Origin of the sequence: Pelomonas candidula, from assembly GCF_043555985.1 — a bacterium.
GTDB lineage: Bacteria > Pseudomonadota > Gammaproteobacteria > Burkholderiales > Burkholderiaceae_C > Pelomonas > Pelomonas candidula.
Window position 1 is genome coordinate 23,302 of sequence record NZ_JBIGIC010000001.1, and the last position, 18,481, is coordinate 41,782.

Here is an 18,481-nt window from a genome sequence, read left to right on the forward strand (position 1 = left end):
TTTCCCGAGGCTCCGCCATGAACCACATCCTGCTGCTCGAAGACATTCCGGAGATCCGCGCCTGGCTGAAGGCCCTGGTCAAACAGGTGTTCGCCAACGCCCAGATCACCGAGTGTTCGCGCGTGCAGGACGCGCTGTCGCTGGTCAACGGCCAGCGCTTCACGCTGGCATTGCTCGACCTCGGGCTGCCCGACGGCTCGGGGGTGGAGGTCATCGCCGCGCTGCGCGAGAAGCAGCCGGAAGTGCAGTCCGTCATCGTCACCATCCACGACGACGACGAGCACCTGTTCCCCGCGCTGCAGGCCGGCGCTTTCGGCTACCTGCTGAAGGAGCAGTCGCGCGAACTGCTGGTGGAGCAGTTGCAGCGCATGAGCCAGGGCGAGCCGCCGCTGTCGCCGTCCATCGCGCGCAAGGTCATCGCCTACTTCGCCGCTCAGGTGAAAAAGCCGGCGGCGGCGCTGCTGCACGAGGTGTCGCTGACCGACCGCGAGACCGAGGTGCTGCTGCGCGTGGCCAAGGGCTTCACGCTGCCCGAGATCGGCGTGCAGCTGGGTCTGTCGCGCCACACCATCGCCGACTACGTGAAGCAGATCTACCGCAAGCTCAATGTGAGTTCGCGCGCCGAGGCGGCGCTGGAAGCGCAGCGCCTGGGTCTGTTCGGTCGAAACTGATGGCTTGGGGATGGACCTGCGTGCGCAGCGCGCAGCTCCGTCCTCAACTGGCTTAGAGCCGCCCGGATAATCCGGGAATGATTGGAAGACTGTCCGGCGTCATCGCCGAGAAAACACCGCCTCAGGTGGTGATCGACGTAGGCGGCGTCGGCTACGAGGTCGACGTGCCCATGAGCACGTTCTTCAACCTCGGCGCCCTGGGCGAGCGCGCTGTGCTGCTGACCCACCTGACCGTCCGCGAGGACGCGCACCAGCTGTTTGGCTTCCTCACGCACGAGGAACGCTCCACCTTCCGCCAGCTCATCAAGATCAGCGGCGTCGGCCCCAAGATGGCGCTGGGCCTGCTGTCCGGCCTGTCGGTCGCCGAACTGGCACAGGCCGTGTCGCGGCAGGAAATCGGCCGGCTGACCAAGGTGCCCGGCATCGGCAAGAAGACCGCCGAGCGGCTACTGCTGGAGCTCAAGGGCAAGCTGGGCCCTGACCTCGCACTGCCGACCACCGTCGCCAACGACGCGCAGGCCGACATCCTGCAGGCGCTGGTCGCACTGGGCTACAGCGAGAAGGATGCCGCCGCCGCGCTGAAGGCACTGCCGCCCGATGTCGGCGTCAGTGACGGCATCAAGCAGGCGCTGAAGAAGCTGTCATGAGTATCCAGACCGACGATTTCGCGCCCGCGCCCCGCGTCGTCAGCGCCGCGCCCGAGTCCAGTCGTGAGGAGGCGCTGGAACGCGCGCTGCGGCCCAAGCAACTGGACGACTACGTCGGCCAGGCCAAGGCGCGCGAGCAGCTGGAGATCTTCATCGGCGCCGCCCGCAAGCGCCGCGAGGCGCTGGACCACGTGCTGCTGTTCGGCCCGCCGGGCCTGGGCAAGACGACGCTGTCCCACATCATCGCGGCCGAGCTGGGCGTGAACCTGCGCCAGACCTCCGGCCCCGTACTGGAAAAGCCCAAGGACCTCGCCGCCATCCTGACCGGCCTGGAGAAGAACGACGTCCTCTTCATCGACGAGATCCACCGGCTCAGCCCGGTCGTCGAGGAAATCCTCTACCCGGCACTGGAGGACTACCAGATCGACATCATGATCGGCGAAGGCCCGGCCGCGCGCTCGATCAAGCTGGACCTGCAGCCGTTCACCCTCGTCGGCGCGACCACGCGAGCCGGCATGCTGACCAATCCACTTCGTGATCGTTTCGGCATCGTCGCGCGGCTGGAGTTCTACACGCCGGCCGAACTGCAGCGCATCGTCACCCGCTCGGCCGGCCTGCTGAACGCGCCCATCGACGCCGACGGCGCGCTGGAGATCGCCCGCCGCTCACGCGGCACACCACGCATCGCCAACAGGCTGCTGCGCCGCGTGCGCGACTACGCCGAGGTGAAAAGTGACGGCCGCATCGTCGCCGGCGTCGCCGACAAGGCCCTGGCCATGCTGGACGTCGACCCGCAGGGCTTCGACCTGATGGACCGCAAGTTCCTGGAGGCCGTGGTGCACCGCTTCGACGGCGGACCGGTAGGGTTGGAGAACGTAGCCGCTGCCATCGGCGAGGAGGCCGGCACCATCGAGGACGTCATCGAACCCTACCTGATCCAGCAGGGCTTCCTGCAGCGCACGCCGCGCGGCCGCATCGCGACGCTGGCCGCCTACCGCCACCTGGGCCTGGCACCACCGGCCGGCAAGGGCGGACCCGACCTGTTCGGGGCATGAAAAAAGCGCCCCGCGGGGCGCTTTTCCGTTTCCGGTCCGCGAGGATCAGAAGTTGTGGCGGATACCCACAGCGAGCGAGTCGAAATCGCCCTGCTTGTTCGGCAGCTTCTGGTCGACGCTGGTGTAGAACGTGTAGACCTTGGTGCGCTTGCTGAGGTTGTAGTTGTAACCCAGCGTCCACTGCGAAGCACCGGCGTTCTGGAACGTACCGTCTGCGCCGGCCTTGGTGCCACCGATGTTGAAGTGGAACTCCGACTGACCCAGCGTGTACATGGCCGACACGCGGCCAATGTTGCGCGACTTGAAGCCGGCGACTTCTTCGCGCTGGGCGTAACCGGTCAGCAGGACGGGGCCGATCGCGTAATCGGCCTCGATGCCGTAAGCCGTACGCTTGGCTGCGGTATCTGCACGAGAGTAGGTCAGGCCAACGTGCAGGCCATCGGCTTCGTAGTTGCCCGACAGGTCAAAAGCACGGGCATCGCCGGCCGTGCCTTCACCAGCATGGGCCGACGCAATGAAGCTGAAGCCGTCCACGGTCGGCGAGAAGTAGCCGATCTTGTTGGAACGGAAGCCGAAGGCGAAGGACGAGAACAGCGCGTCCGACGAAGTGCCGGTGTCGTGGTTGTGGTTGCTGGTACGGTCAACCGTCGAGAAGTACGAATCCGGGAACCAGGAGCCGAGACGGATCGTGCCGAAGGCGCCGCTCAGCTCGACGTTGGCCTGACGGTTCCAGAACTTGGTGCCCTCGGTGGCGGCGCCGGTGTCGGAATTGAGACCGTGTTCCAGGTTGAACGAGGCCTTCAGGCCGCCGCCCAGATCTTCCGTGCCACGCAGGCCCAGACGGGAACCGTTGTTCTCGACCTTGGCGACCCGGTCAGCGTTGCCGATCTTCTCGCTTTCAACAGAAGTGTTCAGGCGGCCCCACAGGGTGACGGAACTTTGGGCGAAAGCCGGAGCAGCCGTGACAGCGGCCAGGGCGGCAACGAGAGCAATCTTCTTCATCGTGAGCCTTTGCAAAGGGTTGCGGCGAGTCGGGAGACCCACCTTGGAAAAGTATGTAAACGAGTATAGGAGGGACTTTTCTTCGGACCGAACGGGCCGATGTGTCGATGCAACAGTCGGCTTAGGGGTCCTGTGTATGACTTTCAGGCGGCGACGTCGTCGGCACTCAGCCCGGCCAGGTGGCGGTCATCGTTCCAGCCGACCAGCGTGAAGCCCTCGCCCGTCGCCAGCAGGCGGTTGATGGTCGCGTTGCCGAGTTGCCAGCTGCGCGGCGCGTCCAGCGCCGTGCGTGTGGCGGCGCGATAGAGGCAGTCCAACACGCCGCCATGGGCAACAAGGGCGATGGCCTGGCCGGGATGGGCGGCGACGGCGCGCTGCGCCGCGACCAGGCAGCGGGCGCTGAAGGTGTTCAAGCTCTCGCCGCCGCCGACCTGGAAGTCCGGCTCGCGCCTGCGCCAACGGGCGGAGTCCTCGGGGTGGTTTTGCGCGATCTCGTCCCAGCTCAGCCCCTCGAAGCGGCCAAAGGCGCGCTCGCGCAGGCCCATGTCGATCTGCACGACCAGGCCCTGGCTGCGCGCCACGGCCTCGGCGGTCTGGCGGGCGCGGCTGAGGTCACTGGAATAGATGGCCGTCAACGGCTCATCGGCCAGCGCCTCGGCCAGGCGCTCGGCCTGGGCCAGGCCCAACGTGCTGAGTGGGATGTCGGTATGCCCCTGGATACGCGTCGCGCGGTTCCAGGCGGTCTCGCCATGGCGAATGAGGATGACGCGGGTCGCCTGTTCCAGCATCAGACGCCCCAGACGACGTCGACGTTTTCGAGCTGGCTGCGCGCCATCAGCTCGCGCAGCGGCCAGGCGCGCTGGCGCAGCGACACGCCCTGGCGCCGCGGCGGCGGTTCGCCGGCAGCCTTGGCGGCATCGACGGCCTGCTGGAACTGGGCCTCGTCGGCAGCGACGCCGGCTTCCAGCGCCTGGATCAGGCCCGGCAGCGCGGCGGCTTCGAGGATGCCTTGAGGAGATGGCGAGCGCCCCAGCAGGCGCAGCACGGCGTCGCCAGACTCGGCCAGCATGACGACGTCGGCGCCAGCCTTGGATTTGAAGCGGTAGAGCATGGCCTCATTGTGAGCCCGCCGACATCGACCGCTCAGCCGGTACTCGCGAGGCCCAGCCAGCCGGAGACGGCGGAGTCGACGACGTGGCGGCGCGGGCGCACGCGCTGCTCGAAGTCTTCGGGCCGCAGCGGTGGCGCGAACAGGTAGCCCTGGAACTCGTGGCAGCCGGCCTGGGCGAGAAAGTCGCGCTGCGCCTCGGTCTCCACGCCTTCGGCGATGACTTGCAGCCCCAGCGCCCGGCCCATCTGCACGATGGCGTTGGCGATGCCGACGTCGCTGGGGTCGCCCGGCAGACCCTGCACGAAGCTGCGGTCGATCTTCAGGCGCTGGATGGGGAAGCGCTTGAGGTAGCCCAGCGACGAGTAGCCGGTGCCGAAGTCGTCGATGGACAGCGTGACGCCCAGCGCCGCGACGGCCTGCATGCGCTTGAGGTTCTCGTCGGCGTCGCCCAGCAGCACGCCTTCGGTCAGCTCCAACTCCAGCATGCTGGCCGGCAGCGCGGCGTCGCGCAGCGCGGCGGCGACGGTCTCGACAAAGTGGGCCTGCTGGAACTGCAGCGCCGACACGTTGACGGCCACCGGCATGCGCAGGCCGCGGCTGAGCCAGTGCGCTGCCTGGTCGACGGCCTCGCGCAGCACCCATTCGCCGATGGCGACGACGAAGCCGCTCTCCTCGGCCAGCGGGATGAACTCGGCCGGCGAAATGTCGCCGCGCTGCGGGTCGCGCCAGCGGATCAGCGCCTCGGCGCCGATGACGCGGTCGCTGCCCAGCTCCACCTGCGGCTGGTAGTGCAGCCGGAAGCGCCCCTCGGCGAGCGCCTGGCGCATGTCGTGGTCCAGCCGCATGCGCGACAGCAGGTCCACTTCCTTGCGCGGCACGTGGAAGCGGAAGCCTGCACGGCCGCCTTCCTTGACCCAGTGCATCGCGCGCTCGGCGCTGGCCAGAAGTTCGTCGGGGGTGCTGCCGTCGCCCGGGTAGAGCGCGATGCCGCAGCTGGCCGTGACGGTGAAGCTCAGCGTGTCGAAGCTGAACGGCTGAGCCAGCAGTTGCTGCACGCGGCGCGCGGCGGCCTCGGCCTCGAACATCTGCGCACCGTCGACCAGCAGCGCGAACTCATCGCCCCCCAAGCGGGCCAGTGTGTCGTTGGGGCCGACGGCGCCGCGCAGCCGCTCGACGACTTCGCGCAGCACGCGGTCGCCGTAGCTGTGGCCCAGGGTGTCGTTGATCTGCTTGAAGCGGTCCAGGTCCAGATGCAGCAGCGCAAACACGGGCGCCGGCTCGCCCGCGGTACCTGCAGCCATCTGCTGCACGATGCGGTCAGCCAGCGCGCGGCGGTTGGGCGCACCGGTCAGCACGTCGGAGCGGCCCAGTTCCTCGATGCGCTGGTGAGCGGCGAGCTTCTCGCTCAGGTCGCGGAACGAGAACACGCGGCCGATGGGCTCGCCACGCGACATCTGCGGCAGCGAGACCTGCTCCAGCACGCGGCCATCGGCCAGGCGCAGCACGTCGCTTGAGCGCATCAGCGGTGCGTCCAGCAGCGCCTCGATGCGCAGCCGGTATTGCTCGCCGTCCAGCATGACGCGCTGCAGGCTCAGCCAAAGGCCGGCGTCGCCGGGCTCGTGCAGCAGGCCACCGGGCAGGCCCCACAGCTTGGCGAAGCGGCGGTTGAAGCTGCGCACGCGGCCGGACAGGTCCACGACGAGGATGCCGTCGGCGGTGGATTCCAGCGTCGCTCGCAGCTCGGCCAGCAGCGTCTCGCGCTCGGCCTCGGCGCGGCGGCGGCGCGTCTGGTCGTGCAGCAGCACCAGCCAGTAGCGGCCGCCATCGGGCGTGTGGATGGGGCTGATGCTGCGGCTGACCCAGCGCGGCTGACCGTCGCTGTGGGTCAGCACCGTGTCGGAGCGGATGCGCGCGAACGGGTCACGCGCGGCGCCCTGCCAGAAGGCCTCATCCTCCAGCGAGCCGCACAGCACCGACGGTGCCTGGCCCAGCGCGCGCTCGGGCTTGAGGCCCAGCAGGCGCAGCGCGGCGCGGTTGACGACGCTGACCGTGAGGCTCTCTCCGTCGACGAGCCAGGCGGGTTCGGGGAGACCTTCGAGCAGCACGCCCACTACGGGCGGCGTCTCGGGAACGCGAGGCACGGGTGAGCTTGCCTCGCCGCTGGCGTTCACGCGGTGAGCTCCCCAGGCCCCGTGCTGACGGCGTCGAAGAAGTAAGCGATGCGCGCCCGCGGGCTGAGGTAGTCCAGCGACGCGCGCGGCAGGAACTGGGGCTTGAGGCTGCGGCGGATGCCGAGATCGGGCATCTCTTCGAGATTGAGGATGAGGGCCTCGTCCTTGGGAATCTTGATGTCGTGGACCATGACACGCGGCTTCAGCGGCCGCGCCGAGTTGACGGACACGACCAGCGCGTAGCGGTCGTCGGTGAGCTGCACGGTCGAGCCCGGCGGGTAGACGCCCATCATGCGGATGAAGGCGTTCAGCATGGTCGCATCAAAACGGTTGCGGCCCTGCGCGAACATCAGCGACAGCGCCTCGTGCGGCGTCATCGCCTTGGAGGTGATGAGCGGGTTGCACAGGCCGTCGAAGCGGTTGACCAGCGCGACGATGCGCGCGCCGGTGCTCATGCGATCCATGTTGATGCGCTGCGGGAAGCCGCTGCCGTCGGCGTGCTCGTGGTGCTGCGCGATGATGAGCAGCGGCGCCGGCGCCAGGCCCATGGTCTGGGCGATGGCCACGCCCTTGGCAACGTGCTGCTGGTAGGCCTGGGTCTCGGCGGCGGTGAAGCTCTCGTCGCGGTGGCGCAGGCGGGCGGCGACCTCGAGCTTGCCGACGTCGTGCAACAGCGAGCCGACGCCGAGGTCCATCATCTCGTCGCGCCCCAGGCCGAAGGCACGGCCCAGCAGCAGCGCGATGATGCAGACGTTCAGCGCATGGGCGGTGGAGCGGTCGCCGGCGGCCTCGTTCAGCAGCCGCATGTTGAGGTCGCCCTCGACCAGCATCTTGTCGAGCAGCGCGGCGGTGAGGTTCTCGGCCTCGGCGCGGGCCTTGTGCGGGTCGGCCTGGACGCTGTCCATGACCACGCGGAAGCCGTCGGCCGCCTCGCCGTACTGCTCCTCGCACAGGCGCAGCGCTTCGCGCTGGGCGGCCAGCGCGCGGCGATGGGCCTCGCGGGCAAGGTCCTCGGGGCTGGGTTCGTTCGGCGTGGCGGATGCGGCGGCCTGGGCATCGTCGGCGCCGCCCGTTGCAGGAGCGCCCGCGGCCTCGGCGGCCGGCTGCAGCGACAGGTCACTCTTGGAAGGGCTCCAGCGCACCTGCGTCAGGCCGAGCCGGCGCAGGATCAGCAGCTGGTCGCTGGAGGCGATCTTGAAACTCGACAGCGGAAACGGATGCGACATCCAGCCCAGATCCAGGTGGATGAACATCCCCACGGTCAATTGGCTGACGTCGATCAGCGGATCGTTTGATCTATCCTGCATTCACTCAAAACCCGCGCCCGGGCACCCCTCGACTTGACTCAAGTTTCGGCACCGCTGCCGAGGAACCTGAGCCAGCCTCCTGCTATACGTCAAATCGGCCGATTTGCGCTCCGTGCGATGCGGGAAAAGTTCCCTTGTGGAGCGCAGGGCGGAGCTTAGCGCCTGAACGTGACCGAATTTCCGAGCATGTGTCGGTGCAAACGCGGAGGAATGCCCGCCTCCGAGCCCCCGGTCGCGGGGGAAGGCCGCCCCGGGGAGTGAGGCCCGGGGCTTGTCGGACAGCAGCGGTCAGCGGCGCGCGTGGTGCTGCGCAATGAAATCTCGGTACCAGTGGGCGCTGTCCTTGGGCAGGCGGGTCAGCGTCTCGTAGTCCACATGAACCAGGCCGAAGCGCTTCACATAGCCCGAGTTCCACTCGAAGTTGTCGAGCAGGCTCCAGTAGAAATAGCCGCGCACGTCGGCGCCCAGGCTCATGGCCGTGGCCAGCGCCTGCAGGTGGGCCGACAGGTAGGCGATGCGCTCGTGGTCAGGCACGCGGCCATCGACGACGCGGTCGGCGTTGGCCATGCCGTTCTCGGTGATGTACATCGGCGGCGGGTTGTACTCGCGGGCCAGGCGCACGAGGTGCTGGGCGAAGACCTCGGGGACGATTTCCCAGCCCATGTCGGTGAAGCCGCGCTTGCCGGGGCCCTTGACGGTGGTGCCGTCGGCCGTGAAGAGGCTGCGCGTGTAGAAGTTGATGCCGAGGAAGTCCAGCGGCTGGCGGATGCGCTCCAGATCACCCGGCTCGACCTTGGGCGCGTCGGCACCGACGAAGTCGATCGCATCCTGCGGATAGGCGCCGCGGAAGATCGGGTCCATGTACCAGCGCACGTTCAGGCCGTCGTCGATGCGGGCGGCGCGGCGGTCGGCCTCGGTGGGCGTGGCGGGGAAGGACGGCGTGTGGTTGAGGACGATGCCGAGCCGGGTCTTGGTCTCGGCGCGCATCGCGGCAATCGCGTCGCCGTGCGACAGCATCAGGTGGTGGGCCACCTGCAGACTTTCGGCGCGGCTCTTGTGACCAGGTGCGAACTGCGCGGTCTCATAACCGAGCGTTGCCGTGCACCAGGGTTCGTTGTGCGTGGCGATGCTGGCGAGCCGATCACCGAAACGGCGGGCGACCTCGGCGCCATAGTCGGCGAAACGGGCGACGACGTCGCGCGACAGCCAGCCGCCATTGCCGTTTTCGTCCAGCGCCTGCGGCAGGTCCCAGTGGTAGAGCGTCGCGTGCGGCTGCAGACCGGCCTGCAGCAGTTCATCGATGAGGCGATCGTAGAAGGCGAAGCCAGCCTCGTTCCAGGCGCCCTGCCCCAGCGGCTGCACGCGCGGCCAGGCCAGGCTGAAGCGGTAGCAGTCCAGGCCCAGGCTCTTCATCAGCGCCACGTCTTCCTTGTAGCGGTGGTAGTGGTCGCAGGCGACGTCGATGTTGGAGCCGTCGTTGATGCGGCCGGGTTGGCGGCAGAAGTGGTCCCAGATGGACGGGCCCTTGCCGTCCTCGGCGCCGGCGCCTTCGATCTGCGCGGCACTGGTGGCAACGCCCCACAGGAAGTCGGGCGGGAAGGACTTGGCGAGTTCGGCGGGATCGAGGCGGGATGGGTCGAGCAGGTTCATGGTGTGGTGGAGGGCCGGGCGGCGGCCGGTGCCGGGGGCTTGGGGTGGCGATGTGGCGGGTTGGACATCGGCCCGTCAGCGCATCGAGAGAGCCGGCGCGAGGGCGCCGGAGCGCAGGGTCCAGGGAACCCAGCCAAAAGATCATCCCCGACAATTGACAACGCTGTCAATATGGAATGACAGCGATGTCTTCTCGAAAGTGGGATGCATCCAGGCGAACGCGGCGCCCGAACACAGGCTCCAGGTGATGGAGGAGAGCGCCGGGCAGGCGGCGGAGAAACGCGCGGTCAGCGCGCGCGGGTGGAGTCGCGCACGATGAGTTCGTGCGCCAGCACCTTGTGCTGGTCGGCGTCGTCGGCCGGCACGTCGGCGCGGTGGCCCTGCACCAGCATCTCGACGGCCGTGCGCGCCATTTCGGCGACCGGCTGGCGCACCGTTGTCAGCGGCGGCCACACGAGGGCCGCAGTGGGCGAGTCGTCGAAGCCCACCACCGACAGCTCGCTGGGCACGTTCAGGCCCAGACGATGCGCGGCGGCGAGCACACCCAGCGCCATGTCGTCGTTGCTGGCGAACACGGCGGTCGGGCGCTGGCGACCGCTCAGCAGCTTGTGCGCCGCATCACGGCCGCTGGCGAACGTGAAGTTGCCGGGCTGGATCAACTCGGCGTCGGGCACCAGGTCATGCGCGCGCAGCGCATTGACGAAGCCCTGATAGCGCGCCGCGCTGGCCGACTGGTCCGGCGGCCCCTTGATGAAGGCGATGCGCCGATGGCCGAGGCTGAGCAGCAGATTGGTGAGCTCCTCGGCCGCGTGGACATCGTCCATGCGCACGGAGGGCACGCCACGAATGTCGCGCTCCGGAGACATCAGCACGCAGGGCGTGCCGCTCTCGCGCAGCGCGGCGAGCACCTCGGGGTTGTCGCACAGCGGCGGCGTCAGGATCATGCCGTCCGGCCGCAGCGCGAGCACCATGCGGTCGATCTGCTGGCGCAGATCGGGCGCGTCGTTGTGCAGCGACTCCACGACGAGGTGATAACCCAGCTCGCGGCAGCGCAGCGTGGCGCCCTGCTGGACGCTGCCGACAAAGATCGCGCTGGGGTCGTAATAGAGCAGGCCGATCAGGAAGGACCGACCGCCTGCGAGACTGCGAGCCGACTGCTTGGGCCGGTAGCGCAGCGCCTCCACCACCTTGAGCACCTGCTCCCGGGTGCTTTCGTGCACGCCGGGCTCATGGTTGAGCACGCGCGACACGGTCTTGATCGACACGCCCGCCTCGCGGGCGACGTCGACGATGGTGGGGCTGCCGCTGCGCGCGCTCATCGCAGTCGAAGAATTACTTCTTCTTGGCCTTGGCGGCGGGCTTGGCGGCCGGCTTCGCTGCGGGCTTGGCAGCAGCCTTCTTGGCAGCGGCCTTGGGGTCGACGGCGGCCTTGAAGCCAGCGCCCGGGGTGAACTTGGGCAGCTTGGCGGCGGCGATCTTGATCTTGGCGCCGGTGCTGGGGTTCACGCCGTTGCGGGCGGCACGGGCGTGTTGCTTGAAGGAGCCGAAGCCGGGGATCGACACGGAGCCACCCTTCTTGACGGTGGTGACGACGGCGTCCAGCAGGGTCTCGAGGACGCGGCCGGCTTCAGCCTTGCTCAGTTCGTGCTTGGCGGCCAGGTGTTCGATCAGATCGGTCTTGTTCATTGCGGGGGGTCTCGTCGAAAAACGCGCCCGAACGACTCGGGCGGGCGCGATTGTGGCGCATACAGTCGAGGCAGAGCCCCGTGTTCATCGCCAATGTCCCCGCCCGTGCACTTTGCCTCACTGCTGGATGCCCTGCCGCAGCAGGTCTGGAAGGCTGATCCGCAAGGCCGCCTGCTGTGGATGAACGCGCGCCTGGCCGAAGCGCTGAACCGCCCCGCGCTGCCCACGCCGCTGGCAGGCTGCCTCCACGACGACGACCGCAGCGCGTTCGAGCAGGCATGGAGCGCCGCTCAGTCCAGCGGCCGCTTCGAAATGGAGTACCGCCTGGGCCACACCTGGGTGCTGGCGCAGGCGCAGCGCATGCCCGACTCGCCGCTATGGCTGGGTACGCACATCGACATCGTTGCGCGGCGCGCGGCCGAGAACCGGCTGCACGAGGCCGACGCGATCTGGAAGCTGGCGCTGGAGAGCACCGGCGACGGCGTGTGGGACTGGCATGTGCAGGCCGGTGTCGAGTATTTCTCCGAGCGCTACCTGCGGCTGTACGGCTTCGAGCCCGGCGACGTAGAAGCCACGCCCGAGGCCTTCGATGCGCGCACACACCCGGACGACCTGGTGCAGATGAGCAAGGACCGGGAGGACCATTTCGCCGGCCGCACGCCGGTCTACCGCAACGAGCACCGCATCCTGGCCAAGGACGGCAGCTGGAAGTGGGTGCTCAGCCGCGGCATGGTCATCGCCCGCGACGCGAACGGCCTGCCGCTGCGCATGGTCGGCACGCACACCGACATCACCGACCGCAAGCTGCAGGAGGCGCAGGTCTGGCTGCAGGCGCGCGTGGACACGCTGACCGGACTGCCCAACCGGCGCTCGCTGCGCGAGCGCATCGAGCACGCGCTGGCCCGGCGCGCCACGCGCGGCGAGGAACTGGCCGTCATGTTCGTGGACCTGGACCACTTCAAGGAAGTCAACGACTCGCTGGGCCACGACATCGGCGACGCGCTGCTGGTGCAGGTGGCTGCGCGCATGCAGGGCTGCATGCCGGCGGGCAGCGTCGTCGCGCGCATGGGCGGCGACGAGTTCACCGTGCTGCTGGCCGCGCCGCAGGTGGCGCCAGTCGCCGAGCAGGTAGGCCACGAACTGCTGGAGGCGCTGTCCGAGGCCTTCGACGTGGCCGGCGAGCGGGTCTACGTGTCGGCCAGCATCGGCGTCAGCCTGGCCCCGCGCGACGGGCAGGAGATCGAATCGCTGTTCAAGCACGCCGACCTGGCGCTGTACGAGGCCAAGGGCGCGGGCCGCAACCGCATGAGCGTGTTCACGCCCGCGCTTCACGAGGCCGCGCAGCGCCGCACGCGGCTGGCCAACGAGCTGCGGGAAGCGCTGCGGCTGGGGCAGCTGAGCCTGGTCTACCAGCCCATCCTGTCGCTGCGCGATCCCACCGCTGCGCCGCGCAAGGCCGAGGCGCTGCTGCGCTGGCATCACCCGCAACTGGGCGACGTGAGCCCGTCGCAGTTCATCCCCATCGCCGAGGCCACCGGGTTGATCGTCGAGATCGGCGATTGGGTCTTCCGCACGGCGGCGGCGCAGGCGCAGGCCTGGCGCGCAGCGGGGCACGCGGGCTTCCAGATCAGCATCAACAAGTCGCCAGTGCAGTTCCTCGGCGAGCGCAGCCACCGCGTGCAGCCGGACTGGGCGCGGCATCTGCGTGGCATGGGCTTGGGCGGCGACGCGCTGGCCGTGGAGATCACCGAAAGCCTGCTGCTGGAACGCGACGAAGCGGTGGCAGAGCGGCTGCGGGCCCTGAGGGACGCCGGCCTGACGATCTCACTGGACGACTTCGGCACGGGCTATTCATCGCTGAGCTATCTGCAGCACCACCAGATCGACACGGTCAAGATCGACCGCAGCTTCGTCGCCGGGCTGGAGCAGGGCGGCAAGGCGCTGGCGCTGTGCCGGGCCATCGTGACGATGGCGCACGAGTTGGGGATGGAGGTCGTGGCCGAAGGCGTGGAGACCGAGGCGCAGATGCTCGCGTTGAAGGCGATGGGATGCGACTGGGGGCAGGGGTGGTGGTTTGGGAGGGGCGTGCCCGCCGCTGAGTTTGAAGGGCGGTGGTTTTCCGCCAACCCTGCAGATTCGGCTTCCGCCACCACTCGCTGAGGCGCCAGACAAGCCGCAGGGCTTGTCCTCGGTCCCCGTCGACACGCCCTTCGAGTCCTCTCCTGGGCGCCAAAGCAAAAAGGCCAGCACTTTCGTGCTGGCCTTTTTCTTTGTTTGGTGCCCAGGAGAGGACTCGAACCTCCACGGAGTTACCCGCTAGTACCTGAAACTAGTGCGTCTACCAATTCCGCCACCTGGGCTTTCAGGAGCCTCGCAGTATAGCCTGGTTTTTCAGGCCACCCGATGAAGTCGCATCAGACGTCGAACTTCACGCCCTGAGCCAGCGGCAATTCACTCGAATAGTTCACGGTGTTGGTCGTGCGGCGCATGTAGGCCTTCCACGCGTCCGAGCCACTCTCGCGGCCGCCGCCTGTCTCCTTCTCGCCGCCGAACGCGCCGCCGATCTCCGCGCCCGACGTACCGATGTTGACGTTGGCGATGCCGCAGTCGCTGCCGGCCGCGCTCATGAAGGCCTCGGCCTCGCGCAGGTCCGTCGTGAAGATGGCCGACGACAGGCCTTGCGGCACGCCGTTCTGCAGTTCGATCGCCTCTTCCAGCATCGAGTACTTCAACGTGTAGAGGATGGGCGCGAAAGTCTCGTGGCAGACGACATCGGTCTGGGCCGGCATGCGCACCAGCGCCGGCACGGCGTACCAGGCGTCGGGAAAGCGGTCGGCCAACGCCCGCCCGCCGCCACTGACCTGGCCGCCCTGCTCGCGCGCGGCGGCCAGCGCAGCCTGCATCGCATCGAACGCCTGCCCATCGATCAGCGGACCGATCAGCGTGCCCTGCTCCAGCGGGGACCCGATGGGCAGTTGCGCGCGGGCGCGCTCCAGGCGCTCGACGAGCGCATCGTGGATGCTCTCATGCACGATGACGCGGCGCGTCGTCGTGCAGCGCTGGCCGGCCGTGCCGTAGGCGCCGAACAGGATGCCGCGCACGGCCAGGTCCAGATCGGCGCTGGGCGTCACGATGATGGCGTTGTTGCCGCCCAGCTCCAGCAGGCAGCGGCCGAAGCGCGCGGCCACGCGCGGACCGACGGCGCGGCCCATGCGGGTGGAGCCGGTGGCGGAGACCAACGCCACGCGGGCATCGTCCACCATCGCCTCGCCCGCGTCGGCGCGGCCGATGACCAGCTCGGAAAGGCCGTCGGGCGCGGCATGGCCGGCGGCGCGGTAGGCCTTCACGGCACGCTCGAAAAGCGCCTGCGTGGCCAGCGCCGTCAGCGGCGTCTTCTCCGACGGCTTCCACACGCAGGCATCGCCGGCCACCAGCGCCAGCGCCGAGTTCCAGGCCCACACGGCAACGGGGAAGTTGAACGCCGAGATGATGCCCACGACGCCCAGCGGCAGCCATTGCTCCATCATGCGGTGGCCGGGGCGCTCGCTGGCGATGGTCAGCCCATGCAGCTGACGGCTCAAGCCGACGGCGAACTCGCAGATGTCGATCATTTCCTGGACTTCGCCCAGGCCTTCACTGGTCACCTTGCCGGCTTCGATGGACACCAGCTGCGCCAGCTGCGCCTTGTGCGCGCGCAGCTCTTCGCCGAACAGCCGCACGAGCTCGCCACGCTTGGGTGCCGGCACGACACGCCAGGCCTTGAAGGCCTCGTGCGCGCGGCCCACGGCGGCCTGCATGTCGGCGGCACTGGCGGCGGGGAGTTGGGCCAGCACGCTGCCGTCGATGGGCGAACGCACGGTCAGGTCGCCGGACGCCGGCAGGTGGACGCCGAGAGCGTCGAGGAGGGAAAGGGTCTGTTGCTTCATGGCGAACATTGTCCTCACGAGATCGATTCGACCTGACGCGACTGTTGATACGCCGAGCCGAAGCGGTTGGCCAGGAAGTCCGGCAGCCTGACCTGCTCCTGGCGCACGAAGCCGCTCTGCGGCAGCTTGCCTTCGCGGAACAGATCCACCGCGGCGCAGATGCCGGCGGCCGTCGTGATCTGGATGGCGCTCAAGGGCTGAGCGCCATCCCGAGTCGCGAAGATCTTGCGCGCGAACACCTCCTGCAGCAGCACGCCGTTCTTCATGCCCGACACGGTGACGAAGACCAGCACGACGTCCTGCATCGTCGCCGGCATGCTCTTGCGCATGATGTCCTTGAGGTTGCCCTGGTCGCCCTTCAGGCCCAGGTCGCCGAGCAGGAACTGCATCAGGTCGCGGTGGCCGGGGTAGCGCACGGTCTTGTAGTCCAGGTTGCGGACCTTGCCCGCCCACGTTTCGCACAGCGTGCCCAGGCCGCCGGAAGTGTTGAAGGCCTCGTACTCGGTACCGTCCAGGCTGAAGTGCTCCAGGCCCTCCAGCGGCAGCGCGGCGATGGTCTCGCCCTCGTGGATGGCCTCGCAGGGGTGGCAGTACTCGTTGATGAGGCCGTCGACCGACCAGGTCAGGTTGTACTTCAGCGCGTTGGTCGGGAAGGCCGGCAGCGCGCCGACACGCATCTGCACGTCGCGCACGCTGTCGAAGCCGCTGGCCAGATGGTGGGCCACGATGCCGATGAAGCCCGGCGCCAGACCGCACTGCGGCATGAAGGCGGTCCGGGCGCCCTTGGCCATCTCCTTGATGGCCTTGGTGGCGGCCACGTCCTCGGTCAGGTCGAAGTAGTGGCAACCGCACTCCAGCGCCAGCTCGGCCGCGGTGATGGCCAGGTGGTAAGGCAGCGCGTTGACGACGGCGTCCTTGCCGCGCAGCTGGGCGGCGAGCGCGCCGCGGTGGTCGCTGTCGACCTCGGCCGTGGCAATGCCCTCGGCGGCCAGCGTCTTCAGGTAGGCGGGGTTCTTGTCGAGCACGGTGACCTGGTAGTCACCGGTGGCGTGCAGCAGGCGGGCGATGGTCTGGCCGATATGGCCGGCGCCGAGCAGGGCGATCTTCATGGGAGGGCTCCAGGCAGGTTCTTGCGTGGCGCCGACTCTAGGCAGGGCCGATGACGAAAGAAAGCGATGCTTCGACGAAAGACATTGTGGATTCGTCGGATCGTCGCGATGATTCGCCGTTATGAATGAAGCACGGGTAAATCCCGCCCCGACCGCCGACGACCTCGACCGCCGGCTCATCCTGCTGCTGCAGGCCAACGCCCGCGAGAGCACGGCCACGCTGGCGCGCAAGCTGGGCGTGGCGCGCACCACCGTCGTCGCGCGGCTGGCGCGGCTGGAGGCCAGCGGGCGCATCGTGGGCTACACGGCGCGGCTGGGCGGCGACGAGGCCGGCCGCAGCGTGCAGGCCTTCGTCGGCATCACGGTCAGCCCCAAGGCCGGGCGCGAGGTCGTCAAGCGGCTATCAGAACTGCCGGAACTGCGCCAGCTCGCATCCGTCAGCGGTGAGTTCGACTACATGGCGCTGCTGCGCGCCGACACTACGGCCCGGCTCGACGCGCTGCTCGACGAGATCGGCGACATCGACGGCGTGCTGCGCACCAACAGCTCCGTCGTCCTCGCGCTGCGCGTCGACCGGCAAACCTGAACCCACACGAAAGACCCCGATGAGCTGGCTCTCCCTCGGCCTCGCCCTCTTCCTCAGCATCCACCTGACCCGCGCCGTCATGCCGCGCTGGCGCGACGCGCAGATCGCCCGCATGGGCGAGAAGGGCTGGAAAGGCTTCTACACGGTGGTGTCGCTGCTCGGCTTCGTGCTCATCGTGTGGGGCTACTCGCAGGCGCGCCTCGAGACCGTCGCGCTGTGGCCGCGCATCCCCGGCATGAACCACGCGGCGGCCGCGCTGATGCTCGTCGCGCTGGTGCTGATGGCCGCCGCCTACGTGCCGCGCAACCACTTCAAGGCCAAGCTGCAGCACCCGATGACGCTGGCGGTCAAGGTCTGGGCCTTCGCCCACCTGCTGGCCAACAACTCGCTGGCCGACGTGATGCTGTTCGGCAGCTTCCTCGTCTGGTCCATCCTCGTGTTCCGCGCAGCGCGGCGCCGCCCGGCGCCTGTGCTCCCGGCGCCGACCGCCGCGGGCACGGCGACCACGGTCGTCATCGGCGTGGCGCTGTGGGTCCTCATCGCCTTCTGGCTGCACGCGGCGTGGCTGGGCGTCGCGCCGCTGGGGCGCTGATCAGCCGCGGCCCCGCGTCACGCCGGCTCGGCCGCGCTGACTGGCAACGGATGCCCGAGCGCCTCCAGGCGGGCCAGGACCGCATCGCGTTCGATGAGGCCTTGATGCTTGCCGAGCAATGAGCGTTTGAGGAAGGGGAAGCCAGCGTCGAGCAGCTCCATCGGGCGCGCGAGCGGGGGGTCGCTCACGTCCTGCACGTCGCCGAACCATAGCGCCCCGACCGACATCGACCGCGCCGCAACGCGGGCGAAGCGGGCTTCCTGCAGGTCGACAACGTGCCGGAACTGGTTGAACGCGACGCCCGGCAGCAGCACCGGCGCCAGCCGCAGCAGCATCGCCGGCCGCACGTCGCGCAGCAGGAAGGCATACGACTGGATGTGCGCCGCGCGCTGGTTGGAGGCGGTGAAGCCGGCCAGCGCCCAGGGCGCGGTGTCGAACACCTCGCGCAGGTCCGAGAACGGGCCGTAAACCGAGTCGTTCATCACCAGCACGTCGGCGCCCGGTGACCGGGCCGCCAGGTGGGACAAGGCGAGCCGGTACGCCGAGAAGTCGTAGCCCGGCAGGTCCTTCCACAACAGGGCATCGCACAGCCCGCGCAGCACCTGCAGCACGGCAGCGTCGCGCGGGCAGGCGCACACCACCAGCACGGGCAGCGCCAACGCCCTCAGGCGCTCCAGCGTGAAACGCTGGCCGGCCGTCAATTCGACATCGGGCGCATAGACGAAATACACCATCCAGCGCGCGGCCGGCGATGCCGGCTTCAGCGTGGCCGACGCGGGCGCGCGGCCGCCATGCCGCAGCACCCGGTTGGCCGTGCGCAGCCGCTCCGACCAGCGCACCGGCGAGGGCTGAAAGGTCCAGTTGCGAATCAAACCGGGAATGGCGGGGGGCGACTCGGACGGGTTCGATGGCGGCATGGCTGCCATGCTAAGGGCGCGGCAGGCCGTCGCAGTCGGCCGGGCTCGCGT

General features: G+C 68.8%; 17 protein-coding genes and 1 tRNA gene. 6 read left to right on the forward strand and 12 right to left on the reverse strand.

Going from position 1 to position 18,481, the window contains the following annotated elements; translation table 11 throughout:
- The first annotated feature begins 17 nt into the window (after nt 1-17).
- The 3 genes from ACG04R_RS00120 (at nt 18) to ruvB (ending at nt 2,373) form a co-directional block, all read left to right on the forward strand.
- On the forward strand, nt 18-671 hold the full coding sequence (locus ACG04R_RS00120; RefSeq protein ID WP_394405378.1) for a response regulator: 654 nt from the start codon (nt 18-20) through the stop codon (nt 669-671).
- A gap of 77 nt (nt 672-748) precedes the next feature.
- Nucleotides 749-1,318, forward strand: a complete 570-nt coding sequence (gene ruvA, locus ACG04R_RS00125) for a Holliday junction branch migration protein RuvA (protein ID WP_394405380.1) — start codon at nt 749-751, stop codon at nt 1,316-1,318.
- Complete coding sequence (ruvB, locus tag ACG04R_RS00130) at nt 1,315-2,373, forward strand: Holliday junction branch migration DNA helicase RuvB (protein ID WP_394405381.1); 1,059 nt, start codon at nt 1,315-1,317, stop codon at nt 2,371-2,373. Before ruvA ends, ruvB begins: the two co-directional genes overlap by 4 nt.
- Before the next feature lie 45 nt (nt 2,374-2,418).
- On the opposite strand, the gene ACG04R_RS00135 is transcribed toward ruvB, so the two are convergent.
- The 8 genes from ACG04R_RS00135 to ACG04R_RS00170 all read right to left on the reverse strand — a co-directional run bounded on the left by ACG04R_RS00135 (nt 2,419) and on the right by ACG04R_RS00170 (nt 11,300).
- Nucleotides 2,419-3,375: a porin gene (locus tag ACG04R_RS00135; protein WP_394405383.1), complete on the reverse strand. Its 957-nt coding sequence runs from the start codon at nt 3,373-3,375 to the stop codon at nt 2,419-2,421.
- A 143-nt stretch (nt 3,376-3,518) separates the two neighbouring features.
- Nucleotides 3,519-4,163, reverse strand: a complete 645-nt coding sequence (locus tag ACG04R_RS00140) for a histidine phosphatase family protein (protein WP_394405385.1) — start codon at nt 4,161-4,163, stop codon at nt 3,519-3,521.
- Nucleotides 4,163-4,486, reverse strand: a complete 324-nt coding sequence (locus ACG04R_RS00145; RefSeq protein ID WP_394405386.1) for a DUF1840 domain-containing protein — start codon at nt 4,484-4,486, stop codon at nt 4,163-4,165. The genes ACG04R_RS00140 and ACG04R_RS00145 overlap by 1 nt, the downstream gene beginning before the upstream one ends.
- A gap of 32 nt (nt 4,487-4,518) precedes the next feature.
- On the reverse strand, nt 4,519-6,627 hold the full coding sequence (locus tag ACG04R_RS00150) for a putative bifunctional diguanylate cyclase/phosphodiesterase (RefSeq protein WP_394405388.1): 2,109 nt from the start codon (nt 6,625-6,627) through the stop codon (nt 4,519-4,521).
- A gap of 26 nt (nt 6,628-6,653) precedes the next feature.
- On the reverse strand, nt 6,654-7,964 hold the full coding sequence (locus tag ACG04R_RS00155) for a cyclic di-GMP phosphodiesterase (RefSeq protein ID WP_394405390.1): 1,311 nt from the start codon (nt 7,962-7,964) through the stop codon (nt 6,654-6,656).
- 288 nt (nt 7,965-8,252) lie between these two features.
- Nucleotides 8,253-9,614 carry a GH1 family beta-glucosidase gene (locus ACG04R_RS00160; protein ID WP_394405392.1) on the reverse strand — a complete coding sequence of 454 codons (1,362 nt, stop codon included), beginning with the start codon at nt 9,612-9,614 and terminating at the stop codon, nt 8,253-8,255.
- 287 nt (nt 9,615-9,901) lie between these two features.
- Nucleotides 9,902-10,933, reverse strand: coding sequence for a LacI family DNA-binding transcriptional regulator (locus ACG04R_RS00165; RefSeq protein ID WP_394405394.1), 1,032 nt, complete (start codon nt 10,931-10,933; stop codon nt 9,902-9,904).
- A 13-nt stretch (nt 10,934-10,946) separates the two neighbouring features.
- Nucleotides 10,947-11,300 (reverse strand): HU family DNA-binding protein, encoded by a 354-nt coding sequence (locus tag ACG04R_RS00170; protein WP_394405395.1) that lies wholly within the window; start codon nt 11,298-11,300, stop codon nt 10,947-10,949.
- Between the two features lie 105 nt (nt 11,301-11,405).
- Between ACG04R_RS00170 and ACG04R_RS00175 the strand changes: the two genes are divergently transcribed.
- On the forward strand, nt 11,406-13,460 hold the full coding sequence (locus tag ACG04R_RS00175) for a putative bifunctional diguanylate cyclase/phosphodiesterase (protein WP_394405397.1): 2,055 nt from the start codon (nt 11,406-11,408) through the stop codon (nt 13,458-13,460).
- Between the two features lie 115 nt (nt 13,461-13,575).
- On the opposite strand, the gene ACG04R_RS00180 is transcribed toward ACG04R_RS00175, so the two are convergent.
- The 3 genes from ACG04R_RS00180 to ACG04R_RS00190 all read right to left on the reverse strand — a co-directional run bounded on the left by ACG04R_RS00180 (nt 13,576) and on the right by ACG04R_RS00190 (nt 16,335).
- Nucleotides 13,576-13,660, reverse strand: a tRNA-Leu gene (locus tag ACG04R_RS00180).
- Nucleotides 13,661-13,714: 54 nt separating this feature from the next.
- Nucleotides 13,715-15,226: an L-piperidine-6-carboxylate dehydrogenase gene (amaB, locus tag ACG04R_RS00185; RefSeq protein ID WP_394405399.1), complete on the reverse strand. Its 1,512-nt coding sequence runs from the start codon at nt 15,224-15,226 to the stop codon at nt 13,715-13,717.
- Nucleotides 15,227-15,240: 14 nt separating this feature from the next.
- On the reverse strand, nt 15,241-16,335 hold the full coding sequence (locus tag ACG04R_RS00190; protein WP_394405400.1) for a saccharopine dehydrogenase family protein: 1,095 nt from the start codon (nt 16,333-16,335) through the stop codon (nt 15,241-15,243).
- Between the two features lie 121 nt (nt 16,336-16,456).
- Between ACG04R_RS00190 and ACG04R_RS00195 the strand changes: the two genes are divergently transcribed.
- Both ACG04R_RS00195 and ACG04R_RS00200 read left to right on the forward strand, forming a co-directional pair.
- Nucleotides 16,457-16,921 (forward strand): Lrp/AsnC family transcriptional regulator, encoded by a 465-nt coding sequence (locus tag ACG04R_RS00195; RefSeq protein ID WP_394405401.1) that lies wholly within the window; start codon nt 16,457-16,459, stop codon nt 16,919-16,921.
- Between the two features lie 19 nt (nt 16,922-16,940).
- Nucleotides 16,941-17,513 carry an NnrU family protein gene (locus tag ACG04R_RS00200; RefSeq protein ID WP_394405403.1) on the forward strand — a complete coding sequence of 191 codons (573 nt, stop codon included), beginning with the start codon at nt 16,941-16,943 and terminating at the stop codon, nt 17,511-17,513.
- Nucleotides 17,514-17,530: 17 nt separating this feature from the next.
- Here the strand turns inward: ACG04R_RS00200 and ACG04R_RS00205 are convergent, their stop codons facing one another.
- A complete protein-coding gene (locus ACG04R_RS00205; RefSeq protein WP_394405405.1) occupies nt 17,531-18,439 on the reverse strand; it encodes a rhamnan synthesis F family protein in 909 nt (302 codons plus the stop codon).
- Nucleotides 18,440-18,481: the final 42 nt, after the last annotated feature.

Bases quoted from the DNA above. Each gene is read 5' to 3' on its own strand.
- ACG04R_RS00190 (WP_394405400.1), bottom strand. From the start codon at position 16,335: ATGAAGATCGCCCTGCTCGGCGCCGGCCATATCGGCCAGACCATCGCC.
- amaB (WP_394405399.1), bottom strand. From the start codon at position 15,226: ATGAAGCAACAGACCCTTTCCCTCCTCGACGCTCTCGGCGTCCACCTG.
- ACG04R_RS00135 (WP_394405383.1), bottom strand. From the start codon at position 3,375: ATGAAGAAGATTGCTCTCGTTGCCGCCCTGGCCGCTGTCACGGCTGCT.
- ACG04R_RS00170 (WP_394405395.1), bottom strand. From the start codon at position 11,300: ATGAACAAGACCGATCTGATCGAACACCTGGCCGCCAAGCACGAACTG.
- ACG04R_RS00145 (WP_394405386.1), bottom strand. From the start codon at position 4,486: ATGCTCTACCGCTTCAAATCCAAGGCTGGCGCCGACGTCGTCATGCTG.
- ACG04R_RS00120 (WP_394405378.1), top strand. From the start codon at position 18: ATGAACCACATCCTGCTGCTCGAAGACATTCCGGAGATCCGCGCCTGG.
- ACG04R_RS00205 (WP_394405405.1), bottom strand. From the start codon at position 18,439: ATGGCAGCCATGCCGCCATCGAACCCGTCCGAGTCGCCCCCCGCCATT.
- ruvA (WP_394405380.1), top strand. From the start codon at position 749: ATGATTGGAAGACTGTCCGGCGTCATCGCCGAGAAAACACCGCCTCAG.
- ACG04R_RS00165 (WP_394405394.1), bottom strand. From the start codon at position 10,933: ATGAGCGCGCGCAGCGGCAGCCCCACCATCGTCGACGTCGCCCGCGAG.
- ACG04R_RS00195 (WP_394405401.1), top strand. From the start codon at position 16,457: ATGAATGAAGCACGGGTAAATCCCGCCCCGACCGCCGACGACCTCGAC.
- ACG04R_RS00200 (WP_394405403.1), top strand. From the start codon at position 16,941: ATGAGCTGGCTCTCCCTCGGCCTCGCCCTCTTCCTCAGCATCCACCTG.
- ruvB (WP_394405381.1), top strand. From the start codon at position 1,315: ATGAGTATCCAGACCGACGATTTCGCGCCCGCGCCCCGCGTCGTCAGC.
- ACG04R_RS00155 (WP_394405390.1), bottom strand. From the start codon at position 7,964: ATGCAGGATAGATCAAACGATCCGCTGATCGACGTCAGCCAATTGACC.
- ACG04R_RS00140 (WP_394405385.1), bottom strand. From the start codon at position 4,163: ATGCTGGAACAGGCGACCCGCGTCATCCTCATTCGCCATGGCGAGACC.
- ACG04R_RS00160 (WP_394405392.1), bottom strand. From the start codon at position 9,614: ATGAACCTGCTCGACCCATCCCGCCTCGATCCCGCCGAACTCGCCAAG.